The sequence below is a fragment of the Amycolatopsis sacchari genome, from assembly GCF_900114035.1.
Classification (GTDB): Bacteria; Actinomycetota; Actinomycetes; order Mycobacteriales; family Pseudonocardiaceae; genus Amycolatopsis_E; species Amycolatopsis_E sacchari.
The window spans coordinates 200,356-212,151 of the sequence record NZ_FORP01000005.1 but is presented as its reverse complement, the minus strand read 5'-3'; the positions used below and the strand labels follow the sequence as shown (position 1 = coordinate 212,151).

The 11,796-nt window shown below is 72.4% G+C and carries 12 protein-coding genes; 7 read left to right on the top strand and 5 right to left on the bottom strand.

Features of this window, described 5'->3' with window-relative positions; genetic code table 11:
- Positions 1–2 precede the first annotated feature (2 nt).
- On the bottom strand, positions 3–923 hold the full coding sequence (locus BMZ92_RS11410; protein ID WP_091505978.1) for a transporter substrate-binding domain-containing protein: 921 nt from the start codon (positions 921–923) through the stop codon (positions 3–5).
- Positions 924–1,096: 173 nt separating this feature from the next.
- Here BMZ92_RS11410 and BMZ92_RS11405 point away from each other — a divergent pair, with 173 nt between their 5' ends.
- The gene (locus BMZ92_RS11405; RefSeq protein WP_091505977.1) at positions 1,097–2,086 is read left to right on the top strand and encodes a PaaX family transcriptional regulator; all 990 of its coding nucleotides are present in this window, start codon (positions 1,097–1,099) and stop codon (positions 2,084–2,086) included.
- Between the two features lie 24 nt (positions 2,087–2,110).
- On the opposite strand, the gene BMZ92_RS11400 is transcribed toward BMZ92_RS11405, so the two are convergent.
- A complete protein-coding gene (locus tag BMZ92_RS11400) occupies positions 2,111–3,094 on the bottom strand; it encodes a helix-turn-helix transcriptional regulator (RefSeq protein ID WP_091506219.1) in 984 nt (327 codons plus the stop codon).
- A 114-nt stretch (positions 3,095–3,208) separates the two neighbouring features.
- Between BMZ92_RS11400 and BMZ92_RS11395 the strand changes: the two genes are divergently transcribed.
- The 3 genes from BMZ92_RS11395 (at position 3,209) to BMZ92_RS11385 (ending at position 5,740) form a co-directional block, all read left to right on the top strand.
- Positions 3,209–3,661 carry a VOC family protein gene (locus BMZ92_RS11395; RefSeq protein WP_091505975.1) on the top strand — a complete coding sequence of 151 codons (453 nt, stop codon included), beginning with the start codon at positions 3,209–3,211 and terminating at the stop codon, positions 3,659–3,661.
- Between the two features lie 64 nt (positions 3,662–3,725).
- Positions 3,726–4,754, top strand: a complete 1,029-nt coding sequence (locus tag BMZ92_RS11390; protein ID WP_091505973.1) for an aldo/keto reductase — start codon at positions 3,726–3,728, stop codon at positions 4,752–4,754.
- Between the two features lie 107 nt (positions 4,755–4,861).
- Positions 4,862–5,740, top strand: coding sequence for a CPBP family intramembrane glutamic endopeptidase (locus BMZ92_RS11385; RefSeq protein WP_245783006.1), 879 nt, complete (start codon positions 4,862–4,864; stop codon positions 5,738–5,740).
- Here BMZ92_RS11385 and BMZ92_RS11380 read toward each other — a convergent pair.
- The 3 genes from BMZ92_RS11380 to BMZ92_RS11370 are packed head-to-tail and all read right to left on the bottom strand — an operon-like array spanning position 5,721 to position 8,726.
- Positions 5,721–6,392: a response regulator gene (locus tag BMZ92_RS11380; RefSeq protein WP_091505972.1), complete on the bottom strand. Its 672-nt coding sequence runs from the start codon at positions 6,390–6,392 to the stop codon at positions 5,721–5,723. The genes BMZ92_RS11385 and BMZ92_RS11380 overlap by 20 nt on opposite strands.
- A complete protein-coding gene (locus tag BMZ92_RS11375) occupies positions 6,389–7,540 on the bottom strand; it encodes a sensor histidine kinase (RefSeq protein WP_091505970.1) in 1,152 nt (383 codons plus the stop codon). The genes BMZ92_RS11380 and BMZ92_RS11375 overlap by 4 nt, the downstream gene beginning before the upstream one ends.
- Before the next feature lie 40 nt (positions 7,541–7,580).
- Positions 7,581–8,726: an LLM class flavin-dependent oxidoreductase gene (locus tag BMZ92_RS11370; protein WP_245783005.1), complete on the bottom strand. Its 1,146-nt coding sequence runs from the start codon at positions 8,724–8,726 to the stop codon at positions 7,581–7,583.
- Positions 8,727–8,980: 254 nt separating this feature from the next.
- Between BMZ92_RS11370 and BMZ92_RS11365 the strand changes: the two genes are divergently transcribed.
- From BMZ92_RS11365 to BMZ92_RS11355, 3 genes are read left to right on the top strand one after another with little or no spacing between them, the layout of a single operon-like run.
- On the top strand, positions 8,981–9,931 hold the full coding sequence (locus BMZ92_RS11365) for a MetQ/NlpA family ABC transporter substrate-binding protein (protein ID WP_091505967.1): 951 nt from the start codon (positions 8,981–8,983) through the stop codon (positions 9,929–9,931).
- Entirely contained in the window at positions 9,928–10,950 is a 1,023-nt protein-coding gene (locus tag BMZ92_RS11360; protein WP_091505965.1) for a methionine ABC transporter ATP-binding protein, read from the top strand. Before BMZ92_RS11365 ends, BMZ92_RS11360 begins: the two co-directional genes overlap by 4 nt.
- The gene (locus BMZ92_RS11355) at positions 10,947–11,609 is read left to right on the top strand and encodes a methionine ABC transporter permease (RefSeq protein WP_091505964.1); all 663 of its coding nucleotides are present in this window, start codon (positions 10,947–10,949) and stop codon (positions 11,607–11,609) included. The genes BMZ92_RS11360 and BMZ92_RS11355 overlap by 4 nt, the downstream gene beginning before the upstream one ends.
- The last annotated feature ends 187 nt before the right edge of the window (positions 11,610–11,796 follow it).

Here is an 11,796-nt window from a genome sequence, read left to right as displayed (position 1 = left end):
GCTCACTTCGCCGACGCCACGTCGAACAGCGGCTGCTGGACCATGACGTCGGTCAGGCCCCACTGGTTCATGATGCGGGCGTAGGTGCCGTTGCGGAACAGCTCCTCGAAGGCCTTCTGCAGCACGGGCCCGAGGCCACCGGCCTTCGGCGTGTACAGCGCCAGGTTGTCCTTGGTGGCGCCCTGCTCCTCGCTCTGGGTCACGTAGCGGTACTGCCCCTTCTGCTGCGTGGTCACGTCGATCGCGGCGGCCTGCGTCATGCCCGCCGCCTCGGCCCTGCCGGACTTCGTGGCCAGCAGCGTCGCGTTCGTGTCGTCGAGCCCGATGGACTGCGCCGCGGGACGGCCCTGTCCCTGGCAGAACGCCGAAAGCTTGGTCAGCTGCTCCTCGACGACGCTGCCGGTGACGACCGCGACGCGCTTGCCGCACAGGTCGTCGGCGCGCTGGACGCCCGCGGTGGAGTCGGCCGGGACCACGTAGGACGTGCGGGTGGTCATCCAGGTGACGGTGTCGAACTGGCGCTCGCGCTCGGCGGTCGCCTTGACGGGGCCGTTGAACGCGTCGTACCGGCCGCTGAGCATGCCCTGCAGCGCGGCGGGCAGTCCACTCACGACAGTGGTCTCCGTGCGCACGCCCAGCAGCTGGCCGAGCGCCTGCTGGAAGTCGTTGTCGATGCCGGTGACCGTCTTGCCGTCGGGGCCGACGGTGCGGTACGGCGGGTGGGAGTCTCCGGCGAACCGGATGATCCCGGCGTCCTTGACCGCCTGCGGCAGCTGGTCGTGCAGCGCCGGGACGACGGCGAGGCTGGCGGGCGCGGGCGCGGAGGCCGCTCCGTCGTCCACCGTGCAGCCGGCCAGAGCCAGCCCGGCCACGACGATCGCGACGGTGGTGCTTCGACGCCATTGACGAAGTGGGGAACCCATATGGCTTTCTTCCTGCGAGGGGGGAACCTGCGAAAGATCGAGAGGATCGGTTGCTATTACGCGATCGATCGTCGCATGATGTGTAGCGTGATTCAACCCCTTGCTGGAGACGGCGGCCCGAAGCTGCGACCATGGGCCTCCGCGACCGACGGGCGAGGAGGAAGGGTGCGCGCATGACGACCGGCCCGCTGCCCCGCACCCAGCAGGGGGCGGAACCGCAGCTCCTGCTCACCTCGCTGCTGGGCGACTTCTGGTACTGGCGCGACGAGCACATCCCGTCCGCCGCGCTGGTGCGGCTGCTCGGCGAGTTCGACATCACCCCCGCCAGCGCCCGCGCGGCGATCCGCAGGCTCACCGCCCGCGGCCTGCTGACCGTGTCGAAGTCGGGGCGGACGACGGCGTACGGCATCCCGGCGCGCACGTCCGAGGTGATCATCGAGCGCACGCACCGGATGCTGACGTTCGGCACGACGGCGCCGGACTGGGACGGGCAGTGGACCGTCGTCGCGTTCTCGGTGCCGGAGCAGGACCGCGGGCTGCGCAGCGCGCTGCGGTCGCGGTTGCGCGTGCTGCGCTTCGCCGCGCTCTACGACGGTGTCTGGGTGTCGCCGCACGACCAGGCCGACTCCGCGCTCGCCGCGCTGGACGAGCTCGGCGTGCGGAGCGCGACGGTGTTCCGCGCGGCGGAGGTCCCCGGGGACTCCGGGGAGCGGAGCCCCGTCGCGGCCTTCGACCTCGGCCCGCTCGCCAAGGAGTACCAGCGGTTCGCCGAGCGCTACGAACCCGTGCTCGCGAGCCTCGAAGACGGCCTGGTCAGCCCCGCGCAGGCGCTGCGCATCAGGACGGAGCTGCGCGTGGACTGGCGCCGCTTCCCCGAAACCGACCCGGACCTGCCCGCCGGGCTCCTGCCGGAGGACTGGGCGAGGGAGCGGGCGCAGCGGGTGTTCGTGCAGATCTACGACCGGCTCGGCCCGCTCAGCGAGCTGCGGTTCCGGCAGCTGCTGGCCGCGACCGACCCCGAGCTGGCCGCGCTCGCCTCCCACCACGACTCGGCCGGGGTCGCGAAGCTGTTCGCCGCGCTCGGCGACCGCCACCCGGCAGGCGACACCCCGTTCGAACAGGCCGCCCGTGCACGCAGGCTGGACGAGGCACGCCACGAGTAAATACGACACATCGCCGTACGTACGTCAGTCATCATGTAATCGAGAGGCCCGCCGGGCGCGGTCCGCCAGGTCGGCGAACGCCGCTCGCAAAGCAGGCGGGCCGACCACCTCGACCTCGGCGTCGAACCGCGCCAGGCCCGCCGCGAGCGCGGCCCACGACCAGGACCCGGTGCGCAGCCTGGTCCGCCCCGGGGCGACCTCCTCGGCCACCCCGTCACCCGCGAAGGGTGCCACCTCGGCGAGGGGCAGGTCCAGGACCACCTCCCCCTGGCACGGCCACGCGTCCGCGGTGTCGGAGCCCTTGAACCGGGCGGCGAGGAACGTCGCGACGTCCCCGCCCGGGACCTCGCGCGGGGTGAACCGCGGCCCGTTCGGCACGCGCAGTTCCATCCGGTCGACGCGGTAGGTCCGCCAGTCCTCGCGGGCGGCGTCCCAGCCCACCAGGTACCACTTCCCGTTCCGGACGACGAGGTGGTGCGGCTGCACCCGCCGCACCGGACGGGCTTCGGCAGGACGGGACGGCGAGGCGTAGTCGAACCGCACCTCCTCGCTCGCCCGGATCGCGGAGCTCAGCGCGAGCAGCACCTCCGTGTCGACCTGCGTGTCCCGCTCCGCCGCGGTGACCTCGACCAGGTCGGCGCGCTGCCGCAGCCGCGACGGCATCACCTGGCGCACGGTGGCCAGCGCCCTCGCGGCGGCCTCCTCGATACCGGCCCCCGTCCCGACCGCGATCCGCAGCGCCACCGCGAGCGCGACCGCCTGCTCCTCGTCGAACAGCAGCGGCGGCATCTGGCTGCCGCCTTCGAGCCGGTACCCGCCCTCCGGACCCTTGATCGCCCTGACGGGATAGCCGATCTCCCGCAGCCGGTCGACGTCGCGGCGCACGGTCCGCTCACTCACGCCGAGGCGGCCGGCGAGCAGCGCGCCCGGCCAGTCCCGCCGGACCTGCAGCAGGGACAGCAGCGAAAGGAGGCGGCCCGAGGTCGCCGCCGAGGAAGCGGTCGGCATGAATTCCATGGTGCCACGAGAAGAGGACGTTCCCTGGCCGCTACCGCTGCCACAGTGGCGTTCGCCGCCGGGAACCCCCGGCGGCGCGAGCACTCACGAAGGACCGGAAAACCCATGTCGCTCAACGCTGTCGCCCACCTGAACTTCACCGGCCAGGCCCGCGCCGCGCTGGAGTTCTACCAGTCGGTCTTCGGCGGACAGGCCACCGTCGTCACCTACGGCGACTTCGGCATGCCCGCCGAGCTGCCCGACGCCAGGAACGTCGTCTTCGGCCAGGTCACCGCCGACAACGGCTTCCGCGTGATGGCCTACGACGTCCCGGGCACCGACGGGCCTGCCGTCCCGGCCACCCCGGCCACCCGCCGCGAGAACGGCACCACCCTCACGAAGGAGCGCTTCTTCCTGTCCGTGCGCGGCGAGACCGTCGACGAGGTCTCGCCCGTGTGGAAGGGCCTCGCCGAAGGCGCCACCGTGATCGAGGAGTTCGGGCCCTCCCAGTGGGCGCCCGCGTTCGGCATGCTGACCGACCGCTTCGGCGTCACCTGGATCGTCGACGTCGCCGCCTGACCCGTTTCCCGCGGTGGGGTGCCGGACAGCCGCATCCCACCGCGCACCACCTCTGGAGAACCCCTTGCAGACGCGACCACTCGGCCGTACCGGCATCCAGGTCAGCACCTACACGCTCGGCACGATGATGTTCGGCCCCTACGGCAACCCCGATCCCGACGCGTGCGTCCGCATCGTCCACCGCGCGCTCGACGGCGGGATCACCACCATCGACACCGCCGACGTCTACGGCGGCGACGGCGAAAGCGAGCGGATCCTCGGCAAGGCCCTGCGCGGCCGCCGAGACGACGTCGTCCTCGCCACCAAGGGCAACGGGCCGATGGGCCCCGGCCCCAACCAGCGCGGCAACTCGCGCCGCTGGATCATCTCCGCCGTCGAAGGCTCGTTGCGCCGGCTCGGCGTCGACCACCTCGACCTCTACCAGCTCCACCACCCCGAGCCCGGCACCGACATCGAGGAGCCGCTGAGCGCCCTGACCGACCTGCTGCGGGCGGGCAAGGTCCGCGCGATCGGGCACTCCAACCTGCCCGCGTCGGAAATCGTCGAAGCCCAGTGGCTGGCGCAGCGGCGCGGGCTGGCCCGCTTCCGCACCGAGCAGCTGCACTACTCGATCCTCAACCGGGGTGTGGAGCGCGAGGTCCTGCCGGTGTGCCAGCGCTACGACCTGGGCGTGCTCGTGTGGAGCCCCCTGTCGATGGGGCTGCTCAGCGGGCGGTACCGCAGGAACGGCGCGGAAACGCCGTCGGCCGGCCGGCTGCACTGGGCACCACGGCACCTGACCGACGAACGCAAGCTCGACGCCGTCGAAGCCCTCGTCCCGCTCGCCGAGGAGGCCGGAATTCCGTTGCGGCACTTGGCAATCGCGTTCACCACCGCGCACCCGGGGGTCAGCTCGGCGATCATCGGCCCCCGCACGGAGGAACAGCTGGAGGACCTGCTCGCCGGAGCCGGCACGCGGCTCGACGACGACCTCCTCGACCGGATCGACGAGATCGTCCCGCCCGGCACCGACCTCGGCCCGGTGGACGTGGCGTACGTGCCGCCCCACCTCAGGCAACCGCACCTCCGCCGCCGCACCGGGGTGCCGGGATAGCGCTTGTCCCCCGCGAGAGCTACCCGGAAAGGTCTCCCGCGGGGTGACTCGCGGCGTGCCGCCCCGCTCCTACCGTCTGAGCACACCCGATGGAAGGAGCTTCCCCGATGTCCACTCCCCGCACGGCGAACGAAGGGCGCACGCCCCCGGCCTGGCTGCACACCTGGCGCTTGCCCGTGATGGTGGTCGCGCTGCTCGTGATCCTGGTCGTCGCCCAGCAGCTGACCGTCCTCCTCAGCGGCACCGGCCTGCTGGGGCTGGTGGTGGGCGTGGCCGCCGCGGCCGCCACCCTGTTCTGCTACGTCCGGCTGACCAGGTTCGTCGAACGACGGCCGTCCGTCCCCGAGCTGCCGCGTGACCGCGCCCGGCCGGGCCTGCTGTGGGGCAGCGCCATCGGGACCGCCACGTTCCTCGTCACCCTGCTGATCATGCTGGTCTTCGGCGGCGCGGACTTCTCGGGCGGCGACGCCTGGAAGTTCCTGGCCACGCTCGGGATGATGGCGTGCGTCGCGGTCACCGAGGAAGTGATCTTCCGCGGTGTCCTCTTCCGCGTCGTCGAAGGGCGGTTCGGGTCCTGGGCCGCGCTGGGGGTGTCCTCGGTGCTCTTCGGCGCGCTGCACCTGGCGGGTGCCTCCGAGGTGAGCGCGGGGGCGATGCTGTGGGGCGCGTTCTCGATCGTCCTGCAGGGCGGGATCATGCTCGGCGCGGCCTACCTCGCGTCCCGCACGCTGTGGTTCCCGATCGGCCTGCACTTCGCCTGGAACGCCGTCGAAGCGGCGTTGGGCACGGCGGTGTCGGGCAAGTCGAGCGACTTGGGCGGACTGGTCCAGACCACTCTCACCGGACCGTCCGCGCTGACCGGCGGCTCGTTCGGCCCGGAAGCGGGCCTGGCCGCGACCGCGGCGTGCCTCCTGCTCTCGGCGCTCCTGCTCCGCTCCGCCAAGCGGCACGGCCGCCTCGTGCCCGCTACCGCTCGTCAGCGCTGACGAGGCCGGTCCGGTAGGCGAACACGACGGCCTGCACGCGGTCGCGCAAGTCCAGTTTGGTCAGCAGGCGGGAGACGTAGGTCTTCACCGTCTCCACGCTGAGCACCAGCTCCTGCGCGATCTCGGCGTTGGACAGGCCGTGCGCGATCAGCCGCAGCACTTCGCGTTCCCGCGGCGCGAGCCGGTCGAGCGGCTCGCCGCCGCCGGCGCCGGGAGGGCGGATGCGGTCGGCGAAGCGGCCGATGAGCGTCCGGGTCACCGCGGGCGCCAGCAGCGACTCACCCCGGGCGATCGTGCGCACCCCGTTCACGAGTTCGGCCAGTGGCGCGTCCTTCAGCAGGAAACCACTGGCCCCGGCCCGCAACGCTTCGTAGACGTACTCGTCGACGTTGAACGTGGTCACCACGAGCACCTTCGGCGGCGAGGCCACGGACGGCCCGGCGAGCCGCCGGGTGGCCTCGATGCCGTCCAGCAGCGGCAGGTGGATGTCCATCACGACGACGTCCGGCCGCACGCGCGCGGCGACGTCGAGCGCGGCCAGTCCGTTGGCCGCCTCCCCGGCGACCTCCATGTCCGGCTGCGCGGCGAAGGCCGTGACGTACCCGGCGCGGACGACCTCCTGGTCCTCGCAGATCAGCACCCGGACCGTCATACGTCCCTCCCGACCGGAATCGCCGCACGCAGCCGGTACCGCCCGTCCGGCTGCTCCCCCGCGCTCAGCTCACCGCCGAGCACGCCAACCCGTTCCCGCAGCCCGTTCAGGCCTCGCCCACCGGAAAGCGACCGGGCGGCGGCCACCTCGGGGAGGGGGTTGGTGACCTCCACCTCGACCTGGCCGTCCCGCCGGCCGATCCGCACCGCGGTCGGCTGCCCCGGCGCGTACTTGACGGCGTTGGTCAGCCCCTCCTGCACCACCCGGTACACGGCCAGCTCCACCCCCGCGGGCAGCGGATCGCCGTCCTCGACCAGCTCGACCGGTTGCCCGCCGCGCCGGATCTGCTCGACCAGGTCCGCCACCCGTTCCGGCGGTGCCGCGGCTTCGCCGGTCGCCTCCAGGACGCCGAGGAGGTGACGCAACTCGGTCAGCGCGCGGCGGCCGCTGTCGCCGATCGTCGTGAGCGCCCCCGCGACGCGGTCCGGCGAACCGGTGAGGAACTGCGTCGCGTCGGCCTGGACGACCATCGCGGTGACGTGGTGGGTGACGACGTCGTGCAGCTCCCGCGCGATGCGGGCCCGCTCCGCGGTGGCGGCTGCGGCCGTGGCCAGCCGCTGCCGTTCGCGCTCGTCGATCCGCCGCCGCCGCACGAAGGCGCCGAGCACCCAGCACCCGGCGAGCACCACGTAGTAGGTCAGGAAGTCGACCGGCCGGGCGGGCGAGCCGAGCAGGTGCAGGACGGCCGAGAACACGCCGTACGCGGCCGACGCCGTGATCGCCAGGCCGTGCCGGAACCGTTCCTGGTGCGCACCGGCGGAGTACAACGCCAGGTACAACGTCACGGTGCCGAAGTGCGGCGGGTACCCCAGCGACTGGTGGACCGCGAACGACACCCCGACGACCGCGAGGCAGGCGGCGGGCCAGCGGGTCCGCACGGCGATCGGCAGCGTCTGCGCGAGCACGAGGACGACCGCGAACGCGCCCGCCCGCCGCGTCGGCAGGTCCCCGAACTGGGCGCTCAGGCTCGACAACGCGGGCACGAACGCCAGCCCGGCGCACCCGACGGCGAGCCAGCGGTCCCACACCGCGGGGTCGTAGGCGCGCCACCAGTTCCGCAGCCGGTCGATGACGCGGGTCGTCGGCATGGCGCAGAGCCTAACGGCACCGCGGCCGCCCGCCCGCGCGCTACCGGCCCCACTCCCCCGCGAGCAGTTCGTAGGACCGCACCCGGTCGGCGTGCTCGTGGGTGATCGTGGTGATCACCAGTTCGTCGGCACCCGTGGCGTCCCGCAGGCGCCGCAGCCCCTCGGCCACCGTCTTCGGCGAGCCCGTGAACTGGGTGCGCACGCGGTCGGCGACGATCGCCGCGTCCTCGTCCGTCCACGCCTGCGCCGCGACGGTTTCCGTTGCGGGGAAAGGGATCGCGCCCTGACCGGTGCGGATGCTGCGCACCCACGGCCCGTAGCCCGCGGCCAGTTCCGCCGCCTTCGCGTCGGTCTCGGCCACCACCACGTCCGCCGACACCGCGACGTGGGGCCGGGCCAGGTACTTCGACGGCGTGAAGGCGGCGCGGTAGGCGCCGACGGCGTCCAGCACCGTGGACGGGCTGACGTGGTAGTTCGCGACGAACCGCAGCCCCCGCTCACCCGCGGTCCGCGCGCTCGCCCCGCCGGAGCTGCCCAGGATCCACACCTCGACGTCGGCTCCCTCACCCGGCACCGCGTGCGCGTCGAGCCCTTCCGGCGAACGGTAGGTCCCTTCGAGCAGGGCGAGGATGTCGGCGACCTGCTCCCCGTAGTCCGGCGTCTCGGCTCCCGGTTGCTGCAGCAGGCCGAACGTCAGGGCGAGCCGGGGCGAGCGGGTCAGCCCGCGCAGGTCCGGCGGCGGCGGGATGAGCACGCCGGCGTCCGGCGGCGGCGGGATGAGCACGCCGGCGTCCGGCGGCGGTGCGGCGGGCGCGGGCGGCCGGTCCGCGCGTTCCCGCAGCAGCTGCTTGCCGCTGCGGCCGAGCCCGAGGTCGAGGCGGCCGGGGTGCAGTGCGTCGATCAGCCCGAACTCCTCCACCACCGACAGCGGCGTGCGGTGGGCGAGCTGGACACCGGCCGAACCGACGCGGATCCGCTCGGTCGCGCTCGCGACGAGCGCGCCGAGCACCGGCGGCGAACTGCCCGCCACACCGGGCGCGAGGTGGTGCTCGGCGAGCCAGTACCGCTTGTACCCCAGGCGTTCCGCGTGGCGCGCGAGGTCGATGGTGTTGCGCACCGCGGTGGCGGCGGTCGCCCCCTCGCTGATCGGGGCCAGATCGAGCACGGACAGCGCGACTTCAGGCACGGCGATCCCTTCGACGACTGCCAGCATCCTGCGCCGCGCCGCCGGTGTCGACCGCTGTCCACATCGTGGCGGCCCTCTGTGTCCACAAAGGACAGAGGGGCGGCCGTAACGCCAGCCACAACACGGCTTCCCGCGGCGCTCTTCCCCGTTCCACCTCCTGGGAACCGGTGCCGTGACCTGGCGCGTTGCCGCAGGATGGCGGCCGGCCGGACACGATCCGGTCCAGACCACCCGTTCCTGACCTGAGAGGCAGCATGTCCACGCAAGACGCCCCGGAGCCGACGGCCGACCTTCCCGAGAAGCCGGGCCGGGGCAAAGGTTTCTTCCTCGGTCTCGCCGCGGCGATCGTCGTCGTGGCGGCCGTCGTCGTGGTGCTGGTCACCACGACCGGCGGCTCGTCCAACACCGCCGGCCGCACCACCGTGCGGATCGGGGTGACCGACATCAGCGCCGACTACTGGAAGACCTACACCCGGCTCGCCGCGGAGCAGGGGATCGACGTCCAGCTCGTGAACTTCAGCGACTACACGCAGGCCAACCCCGCGCTGTCGCAGGGCCAGCTGGACCTGAACCTGTTCCAGCACATCCTGTTCCTGGCCAACTACGACGTGTCCAGCGACGACACGCTCACTCCGATCGGCTCGACCTACGTCGTGCCGCTGAGCCTGTACTCGCGCAAGCACAGCACGCTGGCGGAGATCCCGGCGGGCGGGCAGGTCGCCATCCCGAACGACCCGACGAACCAGGCCAGGGCGCTGCTGGTGCTCCAGTCGGCGGGGCTGGTCAAGCTGCGGGGCGGCGGGACCGTGCTGTCCACCCCCGCGGAGATCGACCAGGCCGCGTCGAAGGTCACCGTGACGCCGGTCGACGCCTCCCAGACCGTCGCCGCGCTGCCGTCGGTGGACGCCGCGGTCGTCAACAACAACTTCGCGCTCGACGCCGGGCTCGACCCGTCCAAGGCGCTGTTCAACGACGACCCGAAGAGCCCCTCCGCCGAGCCCTACATCAACGCGTTCGTCGCCAGGGCCGCCGACAAGGACAACCCGACCTACCTCAAGCTCGCCCAGCTCTACCGCGACCCGCGGGTGACGGGCGAGGTCGAGGCGGAGTCCAAGAACACCGCCGTGCTCGTCGACCGGCCCCGCGCCGACCTGGAGGCGATCCTGGCCCGGCTCGAGCAGACCGTGCGGTCCGCGAAGAAATGAGCATCGTCGAATTCCGCGGGGTCACCAAGACGTTCGGCACCGGCGCGCAGGCGGTCACGGCGGTCGACGGGGTGGACCTCGCCATCGAGGCCGGGCAGGTCTTCGGGATCATCGGCTACTCCGGCGCGGGCAAGAGCACCCTCGTGCGGCTGATCAACGCGCTCGAACCGGTCACGTCGGGGCAGGTGCTGGTCGACGGTGTCGACCTGTCGACCCTGTCCGAGCGCGAGCTGCGCCGCGTCCGCGCCGGGATCGGGATGGTCTTCCAGCAGTTCAACCTGCTGCGCTCGCGCACCGTGTTCGGCAACGTCGCCTACCCGCTCAAGGTCGCGGGCTGGGACCGGGAACGGCGCCGGCGACGCGTCGCGGAGCTGCTGAACTTCGTCGGCATCGCCGACAAGGCGTGGAGCTATCCCGACCAGCTCTCCGGCGGGCAGAAGCAGCGGGTCGGGATCGCGCGGGCGCTCGCGACCAACCCGAAGATCCTGCTGGCCGACGAGGCCACCAGCGCGCTGGACCCCGGCACCACCGCGGAGGTCCTGCGGCTGCTCAAGCGGGTCAACACCGAGCTCGGCGTGACGATCGTGGTGATCACCCACGAAATGGACGTGGTCCGCGAGATCGCCGACCGGGTCGCGGTGCTCGACGACGGCCGGATCGTCGAGGAGGGCACCGTCTATGACATGTTCTCGGCACCGAAGAGCGCGACCGCACGCCGGTTCGTCCGCACGGTGCTGCGCGAAACCCCGGAGGGCGCCGACCTGGAGCGGCTCCGCGCCCGGCACGGCGGCAGGCTCATCGCGGCGAGGGTCGACGACGCCGGGCGGCTCGGCGCCGTGCTGTCGGACGCCGTGAGCAGGCACGGGGTCCGCTTCGAGATCGTCTACGGCGGCATCACGACGTTGTCGGGCCGGTCCTTCGGCGGGCTGACGCTGGAGCTGCTCGGCGAACCCGCCGGCGTCGACGCGCTCGTCGCCGAACTCCGCACCACCACCGAAATCGAGGAGCTCGCACGATGACCATCGACTGGGACACCCTCGGCCCGGTCTTCCTCTCCGCGATCGGGCAGACCCTGTTCATGGCGGTGACCACGCTGCTCGTGGGCGGCGTGCTCGGGCTGGTGCTCGGGATCCTGCTCTACACCACCAGGCCCGGCGGGCTGCTGGCCAACCGCTGGGTGTTCACGGTGCTCAACGTGCTGGTCAACATCATCCGGCCGATCCCGTTCATCATCTTCATCACCGCGATCGGCCCGCTGACCATCCTCGCCGTGGGCACCCAGCTGGGCACCACCGCGGCCACCTTCGCGCTCGTGGTGGCCGCGACGTTCGGCATCTCCCGGATCGTGGAGCAGAACCTGGTCACGATCGACCCCGGGGTGCTCGAAGCCGCCCGCGCGATGGGCGCGAGCCCGCTGCGGATCATCGTCACGCTGCTGGTGCCGGAGGCGCTCGGCCCGCTGATCCTGGGCTACACCTTCGTGTTCGTCGCGGTGGTCGACATGACGGCGGTGGCGGGCGCGGTCGGCGGCGGCGGGCTCGGCGACTTCGCGATCACCTACGGCTACCACCGGTTCAACTGGGCCGTCACGGGACTGGCCGTGCTCACGATCATCGTGCTCGTCCAGGCCGCCCAGTTCCTCGGGAACCTGCTGGCCCGCAAGGCACTCCGCCACTGAGGAACGCGCGGGCAACCCGCGATCGCCGAACGGGCAAAGCCGTGCCTGCGGTGCAACAGAAAACGCCCCCTTCGACGTCGTTTTCCCCACCGTGCAAACAATTCTGCGTGTGAGTCACCGCCGTTCCCGAGCCGCGGCCCCGGCACTTATGTTGTCGCCACCACGACGCGGCGGGGGTGGGGACAAC